The 24,048-nt window shown below is 37.8% G+C and carries 17 protein-coding genes; 11 read left to right on the top strand and 6 right to left on the bottom strand.

Annotated features, from left to right (window positions below):
- Positions 1-19 precede the first annotated feature (19 nt).
- Positions 20-406: a YkgJ family cysteine cluster protein gene (locus I6F53_RS01155; RefSeq protein ID WP_197238232.1), complete on the bottom strand. Its 387-nt coding sequence runs from the start codon at positions 404-406 to the stop codon at positions 20-22.
- Between the two features lie 204 nt (positions 407-610).
- Here I6F53_RS01155 and I6F53_RS01160 point away from each other — a divergent pair, with 204 nt between their 5' ends.
- Positions 611-784, top strand: a complete 174-nt coding sequence (locus tag I6F53_RS01160; RefSeq protein WP_197119173.1) for a hypothetical protein — start codon at positions 611-613, stop codon at positions 782-784.
- Between the two features lie 225 nt (positions 785-1,009).
- Complete coding sequence (locus I6F53_RS01165; protein ID WP_197238233.1) at positions 1,010-1,438, top strand: tetratricopeptide repeat protein; 429 nt, start codon at positions 1,010-1,012, stop codon at positions 1,436-1,438.
- A gap of 107 nt (positions 1,439-1,545) precedes the next feature.
- Here the strand turns inward: I6F53_RS01165 and I6F53_RS01170 are convergent, their stop codons facing one another.
- Positions 1,546-1,767, bottom strand: a complete 222-nt coding sequence (locus I6F53_RS01170) for an alpha/beta fold hydrolase (protein ID WP_231616503.1) — start codon at positions 1,765-1,767, stop codon at positions 1,546-1,548.
- 12 nt (positions 1,768-1,779) lie between these two features.
- Here I6F53_RS01170 and I6F53_RS01175 point away from each other — a divergent pair, with 12 nt between their 5' ends.
- Positions 1,780-2,136: a hypothetical protein gene (locus tag I6F53_RS01175; protein ID WP_331460746.1), complete on the top strand. Its 357-nt coding sequence runs from the start codon at positions 1,780-1,782 to the stop codon at positions 2,134-2,136.
- Between the two features lie 240 nt (positions 2,137-2,376).
- On the opposite strand, the gene I6F53_RS01180 is transcribed toward I6F53_RS01175, so the two are convergent.
- Positions 2,377-3,480, bottom strand: a complete 1,104-nt coding sequence (locus I6F53_RS01180; protein WP_165727464.1) for a 6-bladed beta-propeller — start codon at positions 3,478-3,480, stop codon at positions 2,377-2,379.
- 77 nt (positions 3,481-3,557) lie between these two features.
- Positions 3,558-4,331: a phytanoyl-CoA dioxygenase family protein gene (locus I6F53_RS01185; protein WP_007378079.1), complete on the bottom strand. Its 774-nt coding sequence runs from the start codon at positions 4,329-4,331 to the stop codon at positions 3,558-3,560.
- A gap of 235 nt (positions 4,332-4,566) precedes the next feature.
- On the opposite strand from I6F53_RS01185, the gene I6F53_RS01190 reads away from it, so the two are divergent.
- The 8 genes from I6F53_RS01190 to pbpC all read left to right on the top strand — a co-directional run bounded on the left by I6F53_RS01190 (position 4,567) and on the right by pbpC (position 20,419).
- Positions 4,567-5,334, top strand: coding sequence for an IclR family transcriptional regulator (locus I6F53_RS01190; protein WP_165727465.1), 768 nt, complete (start codon positions 4,567-4,569; stop codon positions 5,332-5,334).
- Positions 5,335-5,585: 251 nt separating this feature from the next.
- Positions 5,586-8,357, top strand: a complete 2,772-nt coding sequence (locus I6F53_RS01195; protein ID WP_165740624.1) for a TonB-dependent receptor — start codon at positions 5,586-5,588, stop codon at positions 8,355-8,357.
- An 80-nt stretch (positions 8,358-8,437) separates the two neighbouring features.
- On the top strand, positions 8,438-9,991 hold the full coding sequence (locus tag I6F53_RS01200) for a tryptophan halogenase family protein (protein WP_197208592.1): 1,554 nt from the start codon (positions 8,438-8,440) through the stop codon (positions 9,989-9,991).
- A gap of 23 nt (positions 9,992-10,014) precedes the next feature.
- Positions 10,015-10,737 carry a SapC family protein gene (locus I6F53_RS01205; RefSeq protein WP_197208594.1) on the top strand — a complete coding sequence of 241 codons (723 nt, stop codon included), beginning with the start codon at positions 10,015-10,017 and terminating at the stop codon, positions 10,735-10,737.
- A gap of 221 nt (positions 10,738-10,958) precedes the next feature.
- On the top strand, positions 10,959-11,438 hold the full coding sequence (locus I6F53_RS01210; protein ID WP_197208664.1) for a hypothetical protein: 480 nt from the start codon (positions 10,959-10,961) through the stop codon (positions 11,436-11,438).
- A gap of 27 nt (positions 11,439-11,465) precedes the next feature.
- Positions 11,466-12,059, top strand: coding sequence for a DUF1287 domain-containing protein (locus tag I6F53_RS01215; RefSeq protein ID WP_007586160.1), 594 nt, complete (start codon positions 11,466-11,468; stop codon positions 12,057-12,059).
- Between the two features lie 64 nt (positions 12,060-12,123).
- Complete coding sequence (locus I6F53_RS01220; protein WP_197238234.1) at positions 12,124-18,048, top strand: MG2 domain-containing protein; 5,925 nt, start codon at positions 12,124-12,126, stop codon at positions 18,046-18,048.
- Entirely contained in the window at positions 18,029-20,419 is a 2,391-nt protein-coding gene (gene pbpC, locus I6F53_RS01225; protein ID WP_197238235.1) for a penicillin-binding protein 1C, read from the top strand. Before I6F53_RS01220 ends, pbpC begins: the two co-directional genes overlap by 20 nt.
- Positions 20,420-20,710: 291 nt before the next feature.
- Here the strand turns inward: pbpC and I6F53_RS01230 are convergent, their stop codons facing one another.
- Complete coding sequence (locus tag I6F53_RS01230) at positions 20,711-21,325, bottom strand: GntR family transcriptional regulator (RefSeq protein ID WP_149605600.1); 615 nt, start codon at positions 21,323-21,325, stop codon at positions 20,711-20,713.
- A 171-nt stretch (positions 21,326-21,496) separates the two neighbouring features.
- Positions 21,497-23,836, bottom strand: a complete 2,340-nt coding sequence (locus I6F53_RS01235; RefSeq protein ID WP_197238236.1) for an agarase — start codon at positions 23,834-23,836, stop codon at positions 21,497-21,499.
- Positions 23,837-24,048 lie beyond the last annotated feature (212 nt).

Here is a 24,048-nt window from a genome sequence, read left to right on the forward strand (position 1 = left end):
GTTGCAGTTTAAAAGAGAGTTACCGACTATCAATCATAAGTATATCGAGTTTATGTTGAGCCCTGGTTTGATTTTTTATGTCGATAGCTTCAATCATCTCGCATTCGTCTCTGATCATTTCAGGAATGAGGCTAGGGTAGTGTCGGCAATCCTCTGGGCGGTCGAGGTAGATACTGCAGGTATACATATTTTTAGCGAGAGGATCTTTTTTAGGCGCAATTTCTAAAAATGGGCAAGCATCTAGTCTTAATCCTGTTTCAGGGCCGAACCAAATCTCATTGTTTTTAACGTATTCATAAATTTCGGGATTAAAAAGCTCCCATAAGTCTATTTCTTCTTTTGATGCGCTTAAATCACCGCCGCCGTATTTAATACAGCATTTACCACACTGGTTACATTCTTTCATAATTTAGTTGGCTGTTAACGATTTTAAGTTAGCTGCTAGTGTAGCACTGAATTTATTTTTAGCTGTTCTAAAAGATTCGCGTTTTTGATAAGAAACCAAATACTAACATTACTGATGACACACCTTGTTACCCTTTATAGCGTGCACATCAATATGAATAGTTTAGGCTGAAAGTTTATAGGAATAAATTAGCAGGGAGTAAGCATGAAAGACGCTTTAGATAATTTTAAGACAGAATTTAATGCAAAACGCTTGTATTGGAAAAATCTGAAAAGCTACAAAGCAAAAGTGTTCTTTATCCTCTTATTTGTAGCTGTTATTGCGCTAAAATTATTTACGACTGTTTTTACCTTCGATTGGATAGTGGGTTTGTTTTAGTGCCTTTTTCTGTTTCTACCTGAGCACGTTAAGTTTTAGCCCTAATTTAAATAAAATTTTAACCACAACGCGTTTAACGCCTACGCTATGTTCATTATTAATGTATTATTACGCCCATCAGCTAATTCAATAAATCAGTGGTTAAAATAAGCTTTTAACGACTGAACATACTATTTTTGCTAAAGTAAAAGCATTTAGTTTAGTAACTCTAAAGGATACCTCGCGATGATGAACACAAAAGTATATAAAGCGGTACATGACCTTGCAGAAGATTTAATGGCGGCAGCTAATAAAAATAACCGTGAAAAGTTTGAATCGTTATTTGCAGAGCTAAAAGCTATTTGTATAGAAAATGAAAACACATCAAAAGATCACCCTGTACAATGGGAAACGCTAGCTGATTTTACCGAAGAGCTAGAGGAGGCAATTACTACGTATGAAAAAGCATTAGAGAAGTCGGTTGCGATTAATAACAAAGATCACATGTCGTCGGTTTCTTTTTCAATGGCTACGTTACAGCTAGAGCTTGGTCAAAAAGACGAAGCGATTAAAAATCTTCAAAATGCTAAAGTAAGCGCTAATAAAATTGAAGATAAAGAACTTAAAGCTGAAATACATGACCTACTAGAGTCACTTATTGAAGAAGAAGGTTAAGCTGATTTAGTGAGTATTATTTAACGTTATATTTAACTTTTTATTTAATAAGAAAGCGCTGGTGGGTTATTTCATACCTTCAGCGCTTTTTTGTATTACAAAGTAAATTAGTTTTGTTTGTTTTTAATCGCTAACTTATCCATAAAATCAACAATGTACTTTGCAATTTCAACTGGTTTTTCTTCAACACTAAAGTGACCCGCATTGAGTAAATGTAGTTCTGCATTTGGTACATCTTTTAGATAAGCTTTAGCGCCTGCGGCTATAAATGCGGGGTCATACCAATTCCAATAAATAGATCTGCTATTTATTGGAATTGGTATAAGCACTACACAAGTGCTGTGGTTAAAGATATTGTTGCTAACTCAACTCAGTTTTTTACAATTAATAACGTTGATAAAGGAACTAATGGCGAGGCAGTATTACGCTTAGGTGTTGGTCGTCCTCATGGTAAGTCGCTTACACCTACGGTTACTGTTAATGGTAATAAAGTCGCTGTACCTACTGATTTTAGAGGGTACGACCAGGTTAATGGAGGGTTAGGACGCGAACGTTTCTTTGGTGTACTTGAAATACCGGTACCTTATAGCGACCTTGCAAAAACGAATAGTATTGAAGTGACATTTCCAGACACTGGCGGCGCTGTTAGTTCACTTACATTACAAAACTTTAAAATGAGTAAACGTATTACTCGCTAAAAACGTGTAATAAAGGTTAAGTAATAAACAAACTGCGGGTTTATCTATATAATAGATTCGCAGTTTTTTATTTTTATTAGTGTGGCTACAACTGCCTAACACGATACAAATAAACTAATACTAAATATGCGAGGAATGGCTTTAGGTGTATTTTTGCTGTTAAGCCTGTGAGTTTTATGCTTTATAATGAGTACAAGGTACTCATTATTAAAAATAAACACTATTCTCAGAGCGTTAAACTTAGCATGGTTGTTTTATTAATTTAATGGGGTATGTTTTAGAGGAGTTCCACTGGCCAACATACAAGTTATCGTCTTGATCTACGCAAATACAATGCACGTGATTAAAAATGTCCCCGTTACTTTGCATCGGTTGTAGTTCACCGTTTATGTACTGGGGTTGCGGTGCTCCTAAATTAGCTATGAGCGTGTTATTTTTATCAAATATACTAATAAAGCCAGAGTCGTCAGCATTTTTATTGTCAATATGCGACCAGCAAACAGGTGCATAAAATAGTTCGCCTTTGAACACGGGACCGCCAATATATGCCCCATTAGCGCTAATTCTATCAAGGTACTTACCATCAAACGAAAATACTTTTAAACATTGCTCAAAACGAGAGCTTACTATTAATGTGGGATTTGATGGATCGCGTAAGTCTACTTCAATACCGTGGGTGTTGTGTAAATTGTAATTTTCGTCATCATTATGGTGACCGCCCCAATGGTTTATATAGCGGCCTTGTTTATCATAATGCAGTAAAAAGTCGCTACCATAACCGTCGGTTACGTATAAGTCCCCATTGGGGGCAATGGCAATATCAGTAGGGCGAAAAGGTTGCTCGGGTTTATAAGCACCGCACGTTTGTGGATGGCCAATACTGTAAATCAGTTTGCCATCTAAGGTCATTTTGGAAATAAAGCCAGCCTGTGGAATGACATTGTTAGTAGGGCTATCCCATTGCTCTGTGCTGTGACCATCCCAGTGGCGATTAACAATCCAGCCACTATCTACAACGTATAAAAATTCTTGCTCGCCTTCTTTTACAATTTTTATAGCGTGTCCACCAGGAAAAGAGCTTCCAAAAGCGTCAAGTAATTCACCGTTTTGGCTATAAACTAAAATATTATTAGTCGTGTTATCGGTGATCATAAATATTCTCCCTTGTGAGTCCATCACCATCGCATGACAATTTTCTATAGGGTATTTATTTGGGTTTAACTTCCCCCAGTGGGCGTCTATTTTGTATTTAAATTGACCTTGGCCAATTATTTTCCCGTGCGGGTCTTCGTCATTTTTAGGAGTAGCGTGAGGTATAAGGTGTTTTTGCTCTGAGGTTAACATACAGAATTTTCCATATAAAAAAACCAGCTTATGCATTGGGCTATAATGCATAAGCTGGTTTAGGCTAGAAGGTTACTTTAAGTGCGTTCTTTTGCTTTAAAATTTAAAATAGCATCATCGTTAACGCGATTTAAAGGGTAATAAACAGCTTCGTTTTCTTTAAATGGTTGGTTGCTAATCGCATTGTAAGCACTGATCATTGACCAGCGAGGTTCTGCAGCACGGTTTTGATTTGATTTATGCAGTAAATTACAGTGGAAAAACAGTACATCACCTGGTTCAAGTTCTACATTGATAAGTTCATGGTACTTCATTGCTTCTTCTACAAACTCTAAACAGGCGCCTTTTTGGTCACCCGTTTTACTGTGATCTAATCGTCCCAAATGATGTGAGCCTTTAAGTACTTGCAAGCAACCATTTTCTTGCGTCGCTTTATTAATGGCGACCATACAGCTAATTGATTTTGGATAAAGCATGTAGTTATCACGATGCCAGTAGCCAAAATCTTGATGCCATTCCCAGGCGCCACCTACAAATGGTTCTTTCATCATAATTTTAGTGCTGGTGTGGTACACCTCTTCGCCAATAAGTGTTTCGCATACTTCAATTAAACGACGACCGCGAGAAAACATACTGTATAAATCGTCGCCTGTTTTTTGCCATAAACAGACTTTACTTACAGCGCCGTCGGCGTCTTTTTTGTCCCATGCTCGCTCATAGAGTGTATCGTCATTAAAAGCAGTTTGTTGTAATAGCTCAATTTCATCAGCGCTGTAGTAATTTTTGACAATAATATAACCATCACGGTGAAAATCAGCTATTTGTTGTGGTGTTAAATAAGTGTGTGACATAAATATATTTCCATTTTCTCTTACAGTTGTATATTGTTAACAATGATTGCTCGGTTAAGCATTTAGGTCAAGCGTAATTTATATAAAAATATAGAATTCATATATGAATGGGTTTTGTTTTATTAAGTTATTGATTTTAAATTATTATTGAAAATTTCAAACTAAAAAAAAGTTTTAAATTTATATATAAACAAACGTATTGTTTATCAATTTTAAAAGGCATAAATAAGTACAAATGAACGATAAATCAAAAACTAAATATGCAGTTCCTGCTTTAGATAAGGGGTTGGATATATTAGAATTTTTAGCAAAAAATAAAAGGCCTTGTACACAAAGTGAGATAGCGGCTGGTATTTTAAAAACACCTAACGAAGTCTATAGAGTACTTGTTGGGCTTGAAAAGCGCGGTTATCTAATTCGCTCTGAAACCTCTGGTCGATATCATTTGTCATTAAAGTTGTATAATTTATCGCGAAGTATTTCACCAATGGATAATGTACTAAAATCGGCCTTGCCACATATGGAAGATCTAGCTGTAAATATTGAACAGTCATGTCATCTAAGTATGCTTTATCAAAGCCAAGCTATGGTGGTAGTGCAAGCGCGTAGCAAAAGCCCTATGCATTTGAGTATTGCAGAGGGGGCTTTATTTCCACTTAGTAGCTCAAGCGCGGGTAAACTGCTTTTAGCCAACAGTAATGACGAAGTGCGGCAAATGCTTATCGAACACGATGAAATTTACAGTGCTAGTAAAGACGCCTATAAAGCATTATTAAATGAGCTAAACACAATCAAAGTGCAAGGGCACATAATGCAAAGCAATCCACTTATCGCCGGAGTACACGATTTTAGTGTCTTAATTGGCAAGCCTAATGCAAATTTAATAGCTGCATTGACCATTTCTTCTTTTGACTCAACCCTAAACACTCACGCTAATAAACACAGTGTAATTAGCGAGCTTAAAAATACCGCCAAAAAAATAACCTCGTTATTAGAGCGCTAATACCAACTGGCGCTTTTGTAGGAAGCAACCCGCTCAACAATCATGCATAAGTCTCAGTACTTTACTGCTTGCTTACAATATCGAATAAAAAACCAACGCTAACTGTAAAATAAATGGTCAATTTGTTTGACTTAGTTAGTTAAACTAATTTATTGTAAAGTTAATTGTTAACAATATTATGGTAACAATAAGCATCCCGTAAATAATCCGTCAACGATTACACGTAATAAACACAATATTTAGGTGCAAAAATGACTAACACACAATTTAAATTAAATGCGATTTGCGCAGCAATGCTGATAACTTCTCCTGTAAGTTATGCCGCACAGGAAAACGAGACAACTGTACAAAGTGATGTTGAAGTTATCCAAGTAACTGGTATTAGAAGCGCATTAAGTAAATCTGCGTCAATAAAACAAGACTCATCGGGCGTGGTAGATGCTATTTCAGCTGAAGATATTGGTAAGTTACCAGATACTAACCTAGCTGAATCGCTGCAACGTATTAGTGGTGTATCAATCGACCGTGCAAACAATGAAGGCAACCAAGTTAGTGTCCGTGGTTTTGGTCCAGGTTTTAACCTTGTTACCTTAAATGGCCGCCAAATGCCTAACTCTTCTGTATTGCAAGAAGCGGGGGTTTCGCGCAGCTTTAACTTTAGAGAAATAGCAGCAGAAAGTGTATCGGGTGTGTCTGTTTATAAAACAGGTAAAGCGAATGTAGCCTCTGGAGGGATTGGCGCAACCATTAATATAAATACAGCAAAGCCGTTTGATTTTGATGGCTTTAAAGCCTTTGCTAATGCAAAAGGAATATTAGATACCAGCTCTGAAGATTCTAATTTAACACCTGAAATTTCGGGAATGGTTAGCCAAACATTTGCAGACGATACATTTGGTGTTTTACTTGCGCTGTCGCATTCAGAGCGAGAAAGTGGCCGAGAGCGCGTAGGTACATCGCAAGGCTGGGTACGTAATCGCGCTAACCCCACAGGAGTAGATAGCAGTGCAATTGATACAACAGCTAATCCAACGGGTACTTATTGGGTACCTTGGACGCCAGAAATGGAGCGATTTGAAACTAAGCGCGAGCGTCAAAATGCGCAGCTGGTTTTACAGTATGCTCCAAGTGATAACTTAACGGCTACGCTTGATTACACTTTATCGCGCTTTGAAGAAACTAGTAACACAAATAAAATGGCATTTTGGTTCGATAATCCAACCGGTACAACTGATGCCAACGGTACGTTAGTTGATATTAAAAATGCAAATGATGAGTTGAATTTTTGGGCGTGGGAACTCTACGAAAAAAAAGAAAATGATTCACTAGGCCTTAACTTAGCGTGGCAAGCCAGCGATTCATTGAAACTTACGTTTGACGCTCATAACTCTACATCGCACTCAAACCCTGATGGAGATACTGCCGAAACGATTGCTAACTTAAAAAATGTACCGGGTTCTGTTAAATCAATTGGTGCTAACTTTTCGGGTGATATTCCGAGTATTACTGTCGATGACTCTACATTGCCAGGCGGTGCATACGATCCTGCTAATATCGTATCTGATTTATATCAGCGCCGTGGCTATGAAATGAAAAATACCATTAAGCAGTATCATGCAAGTGGACAATGGGAGAATTTGAAGAGTGGGGCACTCAGCGCTATTAATTTTGGTGTAATGTATACCGATTACCAAATTGATACTTATCTTTCTGAGCAGTTTTCATTTGTCGATATTCCCCTAGACAACCTAGGGCTAACCTTTGATGAACAAGGTGACTTTGCTGATGAGTTTTCAGGTTCGGATCAGCTATTTCCATTTATTCCACGTTACAGTGCCAACGATTTTGTAGATATTGTCAGAGATGAAGGATTATTTATTGAGCCAAATATTTCTACAAATGGGGTTGAGGAGCAAACGCTCGCGATATATGTATCATTTGATCTTAAAACCGAATTTAACGATATTCCAATTGATATGAATGTCGGTGTGCGCTACGAAGACACCGATGTAACAGGTTATTCAGTCAAGCCTGGGGTTGTTGCTTTTAACTATCGTCATGCTGAAGAACTTCGCCCTGTATTTGCTGCAACAGCAACACCGCAGGAGCTTGAAGGTGGTTATACACGTATATTACCAAACTTTGATATAAGCGCCGACTTAGATGACGGCTTTAAAACTCGTTTTTCATATAGTCGTACATTAGCCCGTGCAGGTATTGGTGGTATGTTCCCATCAACTACCATTAATGCCCGTCCTGAAGGACCGTTTAATGCATCGCAAGGTAACCCTAACTTATTGCCAATTACGTCAGATAACTTTGATTTTTCAGTTGAGTGGTATGGAGACGACGGAAGCTATGCATCGGTTGGTTACTTTAAAAAGTTTGTTGAAAACTTCATTGGTGCAGGCGTAGTGCAAGGTACGCTAAATGATGTAAATGGCGAGCCGTTACGCGATCCAAGTGTTAACCCCCGCCCTGGTTGTCCTGATAGTTCAGATACACCTAACCCAGCATGTTTAAGCCAAGCGTCAGACCCGATTGTTAAATTTGATATTGCAACGCCAGATAATCTTCAAAATCGTGAAGTAGATGGTTGGGAATTAAATGCGCAGTACATGGTGCCTGATACAGGCTTTGGCGTCGTTGCTAATTATACGATAGTTAATAGCGATGAATCGTTTAAACCGTATGATTTTGACCAAACAATTGCACTAGCAGGACTAAGCGACTCAGGCAATTTGGTCGGCTTTTACGAAAACGATGATTACCAAGTTCGTTTAGCCTATAACTGGCGCGATGATTTCTTACTGTCTTTGGGAACTGAGCCTACATTTACAGAGGCGTACGGTCAGCTAGATTTTAGTTTTAATTACACTATTAACGACACCTTGGGTGTTAGCTTTGATGCACTTAATTTAACTAATGAAACAACACGCCGCCATGGTCGTTTTGCAGAGCAATTAGTATCTGCTGAGCAATATGGTCCGCGCTTTAGCATTGGCTTAAGTGCTAAATGGTAAATGATAAGTTAGTTTTTGACAAATAATACAAAACGACAGCTCAGCGCTGTCGTTTTTGCCTTTTAACTAACGAGGTTGCTATGAACGATGATATTAAATCAATAGTAATAGTTGGCGGTGGAACAGCAGGATGGCTAAGTGCAGGAATAATTGCAGCTTATTTACAAAAGCATCACAGTAAAAAAATAAATATTACGCTGTTAGAGTCATCTGATATTCCAACAGTGGGAGTAGGTGAGGGGACGTGGCCTACTATGCGAAGAACCCTTAAAGATATGGGAATACGTGAGAGTGAGTTTATTCAAAAGTGTAATGTGTCGTTTAAACAAGGCGCCAAGTTTGCCAAATGGATTACAGGTGAAGAAGACGACTATTACTATCACCCGCTTGAACTACCAACAGGGATGTATGAACATAACTTAGCTACTAGTTGGCTAACTAAAAACGAGCCAAAACTTCCTTTTGCCCAGTATGTAAGTGCGCAGCAATCAATATGCGAAAGCGGATTAGCTCCCAAACAAATCACCACACCCGAATTTAGTGCAATAGCAAATTATGCTTATCACTTGGATGCAGGCTTATTCGCTACATTCTTAAAAAACCACTGCATTAATAATCTTAAAGTTAAACACATTGTAGGCACTGTCGTCGGTATAAACAATTGCACAAATGGCGATATTAAAAGCGTTAGCCTTAATAATAAAATAGAGATAGCTGGGGATCTATTTATTGATTGCAGTGGCTTTAAATCGTTATTACTAGGTGAGAACTTAGGGGTGGGGTTTAAATCTTGTAAAGATGTATTATTTGCTGATAGTGCGCTAGCCATACACATGCCATACAAAGATGACGAACCAATATGCTCGCATACTTTATCTACAGCACAAACATCTGGCTGGATTTGGGATATAGGGTTACAAACACGCCGTGGAGTAGGGCATGTGTACTCTAGTAAACACATTAGTGATGAAGATGCTAAGCAGCAATTATTTGATTACTTAAATATTAATAAAGATCAGCAAAGCGAATACAAAGTTAAAAAGCTTAGTTTCGAACCAGGACATCGTGAAAAATTTTGGCATAAAAACTGTGTCGCAGTAGGCCTCTCAGCTGGTTTTTTGGAGCCACTGGAAGCCTCTGCTTTATTATTGGTAGAAATATCAGCCAATTTTGTTGCCCAGCAATTTCCGGCCAATAGGCATGTAATGAATATAACAGCGCAGCGTTTTAACCGCACATTTAGTTATCGGTGGGAGCGAATAATCGACTTTTTAAAGTTGCATTATATGTTGAGTAAACGAACCGACAGCCCATTTTGGCAAGCACATTGTAGCCAAAATACTATTCCACAAAGCTTAAAAGATAACTTATCACTTTGGGAATTTCATACACCAAGCGATAACCACTTTGATCATTCACAAGAAGTGTTTCCAGCAGCAAGCTATCAATATGTGATGTATGGCATGGGGTTTACAGGCTCAAGCGAACTGTATGGCAACTCAGAAAGTTATTTTAAAAAGGCCATTGCGCTTGTTAATAACAACCAGCAAGTCACCCAAAAATTACTTAATAAATTACCTACAAATAAAGAATTATTAGTGCAAATTAATCAATTTGGTATGCAGCAAATATAGTTAAAACATAAGAGCGACACACTATGACAAACTCAGTATTACTCGATAAAAATACACATAAGTACACTCGCATTAAAACTGAGCGAGGTGCACAGTACGGTGAGGCAATAAACTACATTCCGGTTGTTGCCGATGAGCTTTCTCAACTTGCATTAGACTACCCAGTCTATTTTATGAAAAATAATCAGACTGGGCAATTTGAGCTGTTTGCTTTAACCGGTTTTGATGAGGGACAAAATCTATTTTTACAAAAGGATATCTGGCAAGCTACTTACGTGCCATTACACATTCAGCGACAACCATTTAAGCTAGGCGTAGGTAATAGGCTTTCAAATAATAGTGAGCAAACCCAGTTAGCCGTTACAATTAACGAGCAGCACCCAAGAGTAAGTAATAGCGAAGGGGTACAATTATTTGATGAAAATTCAGAGCCAACTGCTTATCTAACTAATGTGAGTGAGCAGCTAATTAAGCTTATGAACGGCGGCGAACGCACAACCGCGTTTATTAATACCTTACTAAAACACGATTTAATTGAAGCAGTGCAGCTAAACATCACTAAACCAAATGGCAAAACACAAGGCTACAATGGCTTGTATTCTATTGCCGCAGATACACTACAACAACTATCTGCAGAAACACTAAACGTTCTGCACTCAATGGGTTACATACAAGCTTGTCATCTAATTCTATGTTCGAGCGGGCATGTTCAAAAATTAGTAAAATGGTTACACGATTTAAAATAAGTTTTTTATTAATTAGCGTTACTTACACCCACTGATTGTTCGTGTGAATTAGTTAATGCTCATAGCTATGAAATAAGGAATGAACTACAACTCGAGACTATTATGTGTTCACTTCTTAGGTTTTGGAGTTCGATTATTTGCCTTGGTTTTGGTATCATTTAACTTATCGGCTTGTATCGCAATGGGAAATGTCTAGCCAGTAAACATTGATGATTAAGAGAATGGACATGCTCGAACAAATAGAACAATGGATTGATGCAACAAATATTAAATATAAAACCCAAAGAATTAGCTGTGAAAAATTTGCCAGTGAGTTTGCAGGGTTTTATCCTGTCGAATTTTTAAAAAATGCCTTTTACGTTATTGTCGATGAAATACCCAAACCTAACTTTCCTTTTTTGCGTGAAATGGGGCTAGGCGATTTTATTGACATGGATGCGGCTGGTACTACATACAAAAACACTTACTACATGCTTCCTTACGTGGCTGATAATTTAGCTGTGCATTTTCATGAACTTGTTCACGTAGCCCAATGGAGTGAACTTGGGGCCGAGGCTTTTATGTTGCGTTACATAACCGAAATTCAGCAGGTTGGTTATGATGCTGCACCACTTGAAGTCATGGCGTACGGTCTTGATAAGCACTTTACAAATAATGGCAAGAAAATAAACGTGCCTGAACACGTGGTTCAAGCGTTGTAGTCAATTAACATTTTCAAAGGATTGCATATGACACGCTTTACTGTTTTTTTACTGAGCTTACTTAGTGTAAATGCCTATGCGGCATCGTTTGATGACGATATTGTGGCTGCGTTACTTGAAAGAACAACACATAACGTTACCTACGATGGGTCTTATCGCTCTATTGCTTATCCGGGTGGCGATGTGCCCGCTAATGTAGGAGTGTGTACCGATGTAGTTATTCGATCATATCGACTTTTAGGTATTGATTTGCAAAAGCTTGTGCATGAGGACATGTTAAAAAGCTTTGAGCTATATCCCTCTAAGCGTATTTGGGGTTTAACCAAACCGGATAAAAATATAGACCACCGCCGTGTGCCAAACTTACAGGCTTACTTTAAAAATCATGGCCAAGTGCTCGCTAAATCAAGTAACGTGAACGACTATAAAACGGGTGACATTGTAACGTGGATGCTGCCAGGTAATTTGCCGCACATTGGGATGGTTGTGAATGAGTTAGCAAAAGACACAGGGAATCCATTAATTGTTCATAATATTGGTCGAGGACCTGAAAAAAGCGACATGCTTTTCGATTTTAAAATTACGGGGCATTACCGTTTCGTCCCACAAGAATATAAATAATCAGATTATAAGTATGAGTTCTCTCATTTATTGATATGCAGTATAAAGAAAAAGGATTTTGAACGTGAATACAAAAACCGATTCGAAAGAGGCTAACCCAAAAGAGGTTAATCTTAAACAAAGTAAACTCGCTCCCAAAATAGCGAGCTTATTTATGAGTATTGTTTTTTCAGCCATAGGAACGGGCTTGTTTGGTTTGGTTGCAAGCTTATTTGGCAACGTAAATGTAACCGAAAAAACAGTTGGCAGTGTGTGGATTTTACTGACCACGTTTTTTGTTATTTTAAATGTATTTGGTGTCATTATTTGGCACAAGCCAAAGTGGTTAATTACTGCTATAAATAATGTGCTTAGATTTGCTAAAGAGCGTAAAACAGCATTTTTTAGCGCCGTGCTAATGCTGATATTAATTATAGCAGGCTATTGTTTTTTTCTTTCCTTACCACAGCCAATTAGTTACAAAGCAACTCACTCTACACCTGCTGTTACCACTTTATCTGATGTTTTAAACCCTGAACCGCTTTATATTGATTTTACTCCCGCTTTAGATGATGTAGAGAACACGGATGCAGTGTCTTACTCTGTGGCCAAGCTTGCGCTTGTTGGTAAAGTGATCCCCAAAGGTATTAAAGTCACGCCAGAGCTCATTGGACAGTGGTCTTGGAATAGTGAAAGCCAGCTTAAATTTATCCCAAAACAAGATTGGTCAGCAGGGCAAGAATATACAGTACGTTTTGATTCGTCTATTTTTAAAAGCGATATACACCTAAGCGATAATGAGCATGTATTTAAAACTCCCAACTTTGAACTAACGCTTAGCTCGCTCGCTTTTTATCAAGACCCTAACGTTAAAAAAAGTCACAAGGTGGTTGCAACATTAAAAGCGACTCACCCAACAGATATAAGCACCATAAAAAATAATTTAAAGCTGACTCAATCACTTGATCAAGATGGCAAGAACGAACTCGCGCAATATAAATTTGATGTTACTTACGACAAACATCAACGAGAGATTTACATTACTTCAGAGCAAATACGTATTCAAGATACCGAAAGCTATCTGTATTTTGTGCTTAATAGCGGTGTAAAGCCGGTTATGGGTCCTTCTCAAACAACAGTAGAGATTAAAGACGCTGTGTTGATCCCAAGTGTAAATAGCTTTTTTAGAGTAAATACTGCCAATGTGTTGATGGTAAAAAATACGCAAGGGGAGCCCGAACAAACACTTGTTTTAGACTTCACAGACGATATTTCATCGCAAGATGTGATTAGTAAAACGATTGCTTACGTATTACCGACTAAAGATTCAAAAGGTAATTATAAGTACTTCGGTAGTCCACGAGAGGTTACTGATGCAGTGCTTAAGCAATCTCAAAAAGTTAAGTTAAATGCGATTCCTACCGCGCAAGATACAACTAAGTTACACAGTTTTACGTTTGACGCCCCTCAAAACCAGCAAGTTTATATCGCGATTGATAAGGGATTAAAGTCGACGGGTGAATTTACAATGGTGAATAAATACGACACTATTTTAGATACGCCGGCGTATCCGACACAAGTAAATATTATGTCTAAAGGGTCTATATTATCAAAAAATGGTGACCATAAATTGTCATTTTTGACCCGTGGTGTAAACGCACTTCAAGTTAAAGTAGGTAGGGTAGAAGCCAATCAAATTAACCACCTTATAAGTCAAACCAGTGGTGATATTTCTAATCCAGAATTTAATAATTATTACTTTACAGAAGAAAACATAAGTTCAATTTTTACCAGACAAGTTAATTTAAAATCGGAGCACCCTAAAAAAGCGGTCTATTCATCTATTGATTTGAGTAGTAAGTATAATGAGTCAGTTGGTTTAGGCTTATTTTTTATAAATGCTCAAGCGTTAAATACAAAAGATAATTACGTATATGGACCCCAAGAAAAACGACTTATTCTTATTACTGATTTAGGTATTTTGGTAAAAAATAATGCAGATGGATCTCGCGATATATTTGTCCAATCTATTGAAACAGGAAAACCGGTAGCAAAAGCGAAGGTGTCGTTATTGGGGAAAAACGGATTAGTTATTTTAAATGCTAAAACAGATTCTGAGGGGCACGCATTTTTCGACAACACAACGTGGTTTACTGATGATCAAACTCCCGTTGCTTTTGTAGTCGAAACTAAAAGTGACATGTCTTTTATTCCTTATAATCGCTATGCTCGAATGGTTAACTACTCTCGGTTTGATACCGGCGGTGTAAGTTCTGGGCTCAGTGGTAGTAATAAAATAGATGCGTTTGTTTTTTCTGATCGTGGAATTTATCGACCAGGCGATAGTGTTAAACTTGCCACGATTGTTAAGCAACAAAACTTTGCAAAACTGGGCGATATACCGCTTGAACTTATAATTACCGATCCTAAAGGGACAACTGTTTATAATAAACGAGTGAGCTTAGATAAGTATGGATTGCTTGATTTTGACTTTAAAACACAAAATAGCGCCAATACCGGAACGTATTATGTATCGGTCCAACTTATTAAAAATAATAATAGCCGCGACCAATTAGGCAGTACTCAGTTTAAAGTTGAAGAGTTTGTACCCGATAGATTGAAAATTAGTAGTCAATTTTCTCAATCATCTGCAAAGGGGTGGGTAAACAGCTCAAAATTTAAAGCATTGGTGAGCCTTCAAAATTTATTTGGTACACCCGCTCAAAATAGACGTGTTACTGCTGATTTACGTTTATCTCCAGCTGGTTTTTACTTTAATGAATACAAAGGTTATGTGTTTTCTGATCCCCACAGTGAAGGAAAAAATATTAGACACAGTTATGAATCATTAACCGAAACCAAAACTGATGAACAAGGCAAGGCAGAATTTGATATTGACTTAACTCGCTATGAGGCAGGTACTTATCAGTTAAATTTTGCAGTACAAGGGTATGAAGAAGGCGGTGGTAAAAGTGTTCGTGCAAGCAGCTCGGTGCTTGTTTCACCCGTTGAGCAGTTAGTTGGTTATAAAGCCGATGGCGATTTAAGCTACATATCAAAAGAGTCAAAACGTGTTGTAAAATTTATTAATATTAATTCAGAAACTGAGCAAGTAGCTCGTGATGATTTATCGCTAAATTTAATAGAACAACAATATGTATCTACGTTGGTGCAACAAAATAACGGCACTTATAAGTACCAATCGGTTAGAAAAAACAAACAGGTATCAAGCAATCCGTTTTACATTAAAGAAGATGGCGCAGACTACGAATTACCCACTGCTGAGCCAGGTGATTACTTAGTAGAACTCGTTGATGCCAAAGGGAATACCGTCAGTAGAGTATCGTTTACGGTAACCGGTACGGGTAACATAGCGGGTAAGCTTGAAAAGAATGCTGAACTGCAAGTTCAATTAAATAAACCGGATTACAAACCGGGCGAAACAATTGAAATAAGTATTGTAGCGCCTTATGTTGGCTCGGGTTTAATTACAATTGAAACCAATAAAGTACACGCATTTAAATGGTTTGAGAGTAAAACAACAAGTAGCATACAAACAATAACGCTACCTAAAGGGATAGAAGGCAATGCGTATGTTAATGTTTCATTTGTTCGAAGCCTTGAATCGAAAGAAATATTTACAAGCCCATTAAGCTACGCAGTTAAACCATTTGCGATTGATCGTAGTAAACGCGCAATAGATTTTGACGTAAACATACCTGATAAAGTAAAACCAGGTGACGATCTAGTCATTTCATATAGTGCTAAATCACCGTCACGTGTTCTGTTATTTGCTGTAGATGAAGGTATTTTACAAGTGGCGAATTATCGGACGCCAAAGCCGTTAAATCACTTCTTACAAAAACGTGCTTTAGAAGTTAGCACTATGCAAATTGTTGATCTTATTTTACCTGAATTTAAACTAGTGCAAGAGCTTGCTGCTGCCGGTGGTGGTTATGCTGAATCAATGGCAATGAACCGCAAGAGCAAGCAACTTAACCCGTTTTCTCGTAAGGTACAAAAACCAGTCGCATTTTGGTCTGGTATTTTATCGGCTGATGCTAAAACGAAAAAACATACGTTCACTATTCCAGATACTTTTACAGGTCAGGTACGTGTAATTGCGATTGCCGTAAATGACGAGGGTGTTGGTGTTAAAGAAAGTACAACACTTGTAAAAGGGCCCTTTGTATTAAGCCCTAATGTATTAACGACAGCGGCACCAGGCGATGAGTTTGATATTGTACTTGGTATTGCCAATGGCGTTGAGGATTCAGGTAAACAACTCCCAATTACGGTAGAAGCGCTTGCTTCAAGCAACATTGAAATAATAAGTGATAAAAAACTAACGCTAAATATTGATGAAAAATCAGAAGACACATTAACGTTTAGAGTAAAAGTGCTCGATAAGCTTGGCGCTGCATCAATTACATTTACTGCGCTGTCGGGTGACAATGTTAGCCAACGTACGGCTACGTTAAGTGTACGCCCTGCGGTTGCATTTGTTAGTAGCTTTGAAAGTGGCTTTAGTGAATCAGGTAAAAAAGAAATAGCGGTTTCGAGACAGCTATATCCTAATTTAGCACAAAATAATATTACCGCTTCACAAAGCCCGTTAGCGCTTGTTGATGGTCTTATTAGTTATTTAGATAACTTTCCTCATATGTGTACCGAGCAAGTGGTGAGTAGTGTGTTTCCGGTGCTGAGTTATTTAGAACACCCAAGTTATATGGGCGACGTATCTTATAAACATGAGCGTATAAACAACTTAATAGACACCCTTCGTCAACGTCAGTTACCTGATGGTAGATTTATGTTATGGCCGGGTAATTCTAGTGCATCTATTTATTCTTCTCTTTATGTTATGCATTTTTTATTAGATGCAAAAGAAGCGGGCGTCGCAATACCTTATGATATGTGGAACAGTGGTTTTGAAGGTGTGCGCAGTATAGCGAGCGGATCTTTAGAGACGAATGACAGAAACCGCGCTTATGCTATTTATTTGCTAACACGACAAGGTGAGGTAACAACTAATTACTTATCTGATTTAGAAAAAAGCGTAAATGCGAGTAATAGCAAAATATGGCAACAAGATATAACGTCCGCGTTTATGGGCGCAACTTATCAGCTATTACGTGCAAGCGATAAAGCGCAAGCACTGATCAATAGCTATAAAATTGGGCAAAATACGCAACACGATAATTGGGGCGCTTACGACTCACGTTTAGCTCACGACGGACAGTATATTTATTTGTTATCAAAACATTTTCCTGCTCGCTTAAAGCAGTTAACTAAAGATGATTTGTTTACTGTAGTTGACCCTATTTTTAAAGGAGACTACAACACGTTGTCGTCTGCTTGGTCTGTACTTGCTATGACGGCATACTCAAAAGTTGCGTTATCACAAGCCCAGCCTGAAGATGTAAAAATAATGGCAACAACGACAAAGGCAGATAAAAAGGCATTAGACGTAACTTATGCACCTTATCCTAAAGCCTCGTTTTTAAATGACGTTAAAACGCTAGATGTATTAGCGCCACCTCGCTCATTTTACATGATGAGCCAAGCTGGTTTTGATACAAACGTGCCACAAAAGTCATTAAGTAATGGCTTAGAAGTTGTCAGAGAATACCAAGACGATAAAGGTAATGTGATAACCACCGCTGTTCAAGGTCAAGAACTAAACGTTGTATTACGAGTGCGTAGTACAACGGGTAAAAATATTTCGGATGTTGCTGTTATTGATTTACTACCTGGTGGATTTGAAGTACTCAGAGACAGCGTTCGCAATAGCTATAATCGCTGGACCTCTGATTATAAAGATATTCGAGAGGATCGCGTTATATTGTATGGCAGCTTTGGCGATAGCATGACTGAGCTTACTTACAAGATTAAGGCTACTGCATCTGGCAGCTTTGTAGTGCCATCGGCTTATGCTGAATCTATGTATGATTTAAGTATTAAAGCGCACTCAAAATCGGGTCGTTTTGATGTTACCGCCGCTAAATAAAAAGTTTAGTTTTATAATAAAAACGGCTTTTTTTACAACAGCACTGCTTGCAGTGCTGTTGTATTTATTTACTCCAAAGCCTGTTATTACCCAGCCCAATGCTTACTCAACGGCTTTTTACGATAGCAGTGATAAATTACTTCGTTTAATTTTAGCCGCAGACGATAGATATAGATTATGGACGCCAATAGATAAAATCCCTTTGAGCGTTCAACAAGCGACTTTATTGTATGAAGACCAAGACTTTTATGAGCATACTGGTGTCGATTTTATTGCTTTAATAAATGCGTTTTATACTAGCTATATTAAAAGAAGTCACCGAGTTGGTGCCTCAACAATAACAATGCAAGTAGCCCGGTTGCACTTTGGGATGAACACGCATGTTATTTTTGGAAAAGTAGAACAAATACTTCGAGCGTTACAAATTGAGCGACACTACAGTAAAAACCAAATACTCGAGGCGTATTTTAATTTAGCGCCTTATGGATCAAATATTGAAGGTGTTGGTGCAGCCAGTTTAATTTACTTTAAGAAACCAGCCATTGATCTTAATTTACCTGAGTCATTATTACTTAGCTTAATTCCGCAAAACCCAACCAAACGAAATCCCATTAAAAAGTCGGCTAAATTGGTATTGCTAGAAACAAGAAAAAAACTGTTTACTCGTTGGCTTGAAAAATATCCAGAGGATAAACATTGGCTAGCAGCTATGCAATTACCGATAAAGGTATATGCCTCTTCAGACTTACCTTTTGAAGCCCCACATTTTATTAATAATTTACAAAGCGAGTACCCGCATCTAAAGCCGGGAGAATATAAAACGTCGATAGACCTTAATTTACAAAACTTACTTCAGCGCCATGCAAAAAATTATATTAATCGTAGGCAAAGAGACGGGCTTAGTAATACGTCTGCTATTTTACTAAATTATAAAACTATGGAAGTCGTTGCTGAATTAGGCTCTGTGGATTTTTTTAATAATGACATTAGCGGTCAAGTAAATGGTGTAAGAGCTAAACGGTCGCCAGGTTCAACCCTTAAACCATTTATTTATGCGCTTGCTATAGACGAAGGGTTAATTCATCCATTAACGCTTGTAAAAGATGCCCCCAAACGCTTTGGAGGATATACACCAGAGAACTACGATCAACAGTTTTTAGGCCCTATATCAGCTACTGAATCGCTCGTGTTGAGCCGTAATGTGCCTGCCGTTAATTTGATGTATCGCTTACAAAAAGTGGGGTTATACGATTTACTCGTTGCTGCCGATGTTAAAAAGCTTCAGCCTAAAGAGTTTTATGGTTTAGCGCTTGCGCTGGGCGGCAGTGAAGTAACGATGCTAGAGCTCGTTAAGTTATACGCCATGTTAGCTAATTTAGGGGTGTATAAGGATGAAGTTATATTAAAAAAAGACGCCGCTGTTATTAACCAAAACAACCCAAACAGCCCAAACAACCCAAACAAACATATCAAGCAACTCATCAGCCCTGAGGCAGCCTACCTGACTTTACAAATGCTAAGTAAAAATAGTGCAGTTGATGAGATCTCATTTCAAAAAGAAAGAAGGCAAGCTTACCCTGTATATTGGAAAACAGGTACTTCATTTGCTTTTCGTGATGCATGGTCAGTAGGTATTGTTGGCCCGTATGTTTTAGCTACATGGGTTGGTAATTTTTCAGGAGAAGGGCACCCATCTTTTATTGGGCGACAAGCAGCCGCGCCTTTATTTTTTGAAATAATACGTTCATTAGATAGTTACGGCTTAATCAAAGGCAATATAAAGCCAGGTGGTTTAAATATTACAGAAGTAGATATTTGTTCAACAACAGGTGATTTACCTAATGTGCATTGCCCTAAAACAGAAAAAGGGCTTTTTATTCCAGGTAAGTCGCCAATTAAAGTATCGGATGTACATCGTGAAATTTATATTGATAAAGCATCTGGATTACGTGCTTGTCAGTATGATGAATCTACAACGACAAAAGCAGTTTATGAATTTTGGCCATCTGACTTAGTCAGATTATTTAAACAAGCAGGCATTGTTAAACGCCAGCCTCCACCTTATTTAGATTCATGCTTAATTAATGACACGAGTACACGAGGCTCAGCACCGAGTATTACATCCCCGAGTAATTTAATTAGCTACACGATAAGAGCCAGTAAGTTGAAGCAAGAAGGCCTGCCTTTTAGCGCAATCACAGATACAGATTCACGTATTTTATATTGGTTTGTAGATAACAGCTTTGTTGGTAAAGTAGAGCGAGATACGCCTTTTTTCTGGCACCCGCAAGTAGGCGAATTTGACGTAAGAGTGGTTGATAATTTAGGGCGTAGCGCATCAGTTTCAATGCGTGTAAAGCTCGTTCAGTGATATTGAGTGTTCATGCATTTAATGTAATAAATAAAGGGTAGTTTTTTATAACTGAAATTTATATAAACGAGAGCGATTTACTCTTTCTTACCTACATGGATGTGGATGATGGTAAGGGCGTGAGCTGGACGCGGAGCTTTTGCTCGGTAGCCCACTAGACTACAAATCTCGGGCCGCGATTAAATCGGCTCCTAGATTGAAAAAATTTCAATCTACAAAGATCAACACGCCCTTATGACTTCATAGCCGCTAGTTTATATAGCGGAGTATCAAAATGACTTCGAAAGTACGTTACTTAATATTATGTTTTACTGCTTTAACTGCTGCGGCGCTATCTTGAGCTTTAAGTGCTTCTAAAATAGCGCGGTGCTCGTTTACACATTCAGAACTTGAAGTAATTCGCTTATAGTTTAAGCGCATACGCATTACGTACGGGTACCAAATATTAACAAGTTCTTCGCCACCAGCTTGGTATATTAAATACTGATGAAACGAAATATCAATTTTAGTTACTTCGGTATAATCTTCTCTATCGAGCGCGTCTTCTAAAGATGCTAAAATGCCTTCTAGTTCAGCAATGTTTTGATCAGTTAAATTACCGTTTAATTCAGTGATTGCGTACTCTTCAATACTACGGCGAAGTTTTATCATTAAGCGTTGTAATTTAGGCTCTAAAACACTATTTACAGACGCACCACAGTTATTGCGAGAAATAAGTAAACCTTCTTTTGTAAGCTGTAATATTACATCGCGAATAGGGCCGCGAGAAAGACCAAATCGCTCTGCCAGCTCTTTTTCATTTAACTTAGTTTGTGGTGGCATTTCACCAGAGATTATATCTGAGCGTAATTGCTCAGCTATTTGATCTTTTACAGATAAAATTTTAGTTGCTCTGTTACCAGCCATATTTATTCCTAAATTTGATTAACTTTATCTGACCCTAACATTAATTAATAAGCTTTGTTAATTTAGTCAAGATCATGTACTTATCTCAGTGTATATAAAAAAAGTGGAATGGTCTATTGTCAACACATTACAATAGACCAATAAATGTACAATTAATGGCTGTATTTACGATTATTTTTTAAAACGTCGTTCATACATAGACTCATTCATTGCTTTAGCTGCTTCAACCATTTCAGTATAGGGGCGATCTGTAACGCTAATAAAGCCAACGTTATAGTTTTCGCCATCGTAGGCTCTACCAGTAATTGGCGAGTCGATATATTGAAACCAATGTGCGCCAATAAAGTAAGGGTTGTCGATGACTGAGTTCATGTAATCTGTATACATTTTTGCTCTGTCTTGCTGGTTAGCTGCATGTATTAACCCAGGGTGAAACAAACCCGAGTCAGATGCGCCAATATGAAATTCGCCAATAATTGCTGGTTTATCAAATTGTGATAAAAATGCCCATTTATCTTCTCTTAAGCCTTCTTTGTATGCATTAAAGCTTATTACATCTACATACTTAGCAGATGCTTTAACCACTTCGATTGGCATGCCCCAATCCGGAAAACGTGCACCTAAATACATATGATTTGGCAGGTATTTATCCATAGCAGCATCTACAACACTAAAATACTTGTCGGCATAGGCTGTAAGTAAAATAGCAAAATCACTCAGTTGTTCTTCATTTTTTATATCAACCGTTACACCTTTGTCAAACTCAACCCATGAGGCTAAGTTTAAGTGCCATACCTTATTAAGTTTAGCGACATCAGTATATTTTTCTTTCATTAAGCGAGAAAATTCAGCTTTAGTAGGCACTGTTTTAGCATCACGGCCTAAGGTATTAATAACAATACCATAATGGCTTTTAACGGAATCAGGGCGGCCAAAGCTTTTTTCGTTATCAATAAATACGCCTACTGCCCAAGGCGAATTTTTAACTTCTTTTGCAACAACACTTACAGTTTCATTGGCACGCACAGCAAATTCAGGGTCGAATACATCCGGCATGGCTCCCCAAAAATCGTTTCCGCTTGATACGGTTTTAAAATCACCTATAATCCAACCATTGGCAAAGTAGGGCACTTTTTGATTATCGTAATAACTCGGATCAGTCCAATTACCCAGTGAGCTAAAGCCCCATGTGATCATTCTATCAAGAGTCACTTCACGCCATTTTTGCATATAATCTGTATTATTTTGTCCGTACTTACGCTCTAAATTAGCTGCATAAAAGCTATATGTTTCGCCGTGTTCTAACGGACCCGAATGCGCACTTTTACGATAGCCAAAATGTTTACCTAGAGGCTCATTATAATCAGGTAGCCATTCAAATAAATTTTTACGCACTTGTGACGCTAAAAAGCGGCTTTTAAGCGCTTCTTTATTTACTTGGTTTAACCCTTTTGAATCCTCAGGTGTTACCCCTGCATCCGCTGGTTTTGCCAATAATGCTTGATCAAAATCGTAACCAGTTAGTGTGGTTGAGTTTGCAAGACGAATAATATCAATTCCAGTTGCAAGGTATAAATAGCCATCAGGGTCGACTAATGACCATTTATCATTATATTTAGCCGTTCTAAAATAACCAGTAGCTTCTAATTTTGGACCTTCTGCCCAGCCACCAAAGCGTGAGCGATTAGTAGGGCGTTTAGAAAGTAACTGTGCTGCTTCTTGTTTTTTGTCGCTCAATAGCTCGGCTTCTGAATGTACCTTCCCTGAAAATTCTTGTTTGGCATTTTGGCCAAATTCATCAACAATTTTGGTTAAAAAAGCAGTATTAAATTGAGGGTTTTTACGAAGTGAAATAGATTTTATTGCCAGCTCTTTGTCATGCAATGTACTTTGCACGCTAATTGCTATTTTAGCGATGCCTTTTAAGTTAAGATTTTTTTTACCCCACATAGAAATAAACTGTACCTCATCAGACTCCCATGTATCAGGGTTTGAACGAAGTCCTGAGGTAAAGTTAAGTTCTACATTTTCTTTGCCATCGGGCGTTGCAAGGTCGTGGCCGTCAAGTTTTGCGTAATACGTGTTGTATCCACCTACCGGCACATTAACGCTACGCGTATAGTTAGCACCGTCAATATCGGAGATATCTAAATAAATTTGTACAGAGTGTGTTCCTGGGTTTGCCAATTCAAAGGCAAGATTAAAATCACTAAATTCACTCCAATCCCAAGGTTTTTCCGGTGAAAAAACAATACTAGCGTACGAATTTTTCTTAGATTGAAATGTCACATCTAATACAGAGTTTTCTGCCTTTACAGTGGCTGCATTACTTTTGTATTGAACTGGGGTTAGCTGTGTGTGTGCAGCATCAGCAAATAAATACATTAATGTATCTGCTGAATTAACCTCTGTAGGCTCATTGGTTGGTTTTTCAACCTTGATTTCTTGTTGGTTACAGGCACTTAGCGCAAGTAAGAGCGATGTGAGTAGTATGTTCTTTTTATATTTCATTGCTGTTCAACCTTTAATTACAATTTAACATACCATACAACAAAAAAACCAAATTGAATATTGTTGACAATATGCAATTTTTGTTTTTATGTGTTATTTATAATAAACTTTTGATTTTGTTTAACTAATTTTTAATGCTAATTGTAAAAGAGTTTAAGTTAAAGCATGATTTCTTAAAATAGATGTTGCAAGTGCGTTAATTTTGAAATAGT

Source organism: Pseudoalteromonas sp. SWN29 (assembly GCF_015864465.1).
In the GTDB taxonomy this organism is placed as follows: domain Bacteria; phylum Pseudomonadota; class Gammaproteobacteria; order Enterobacterales; family Alteromonadaceae; genus Pseudoalteromonas.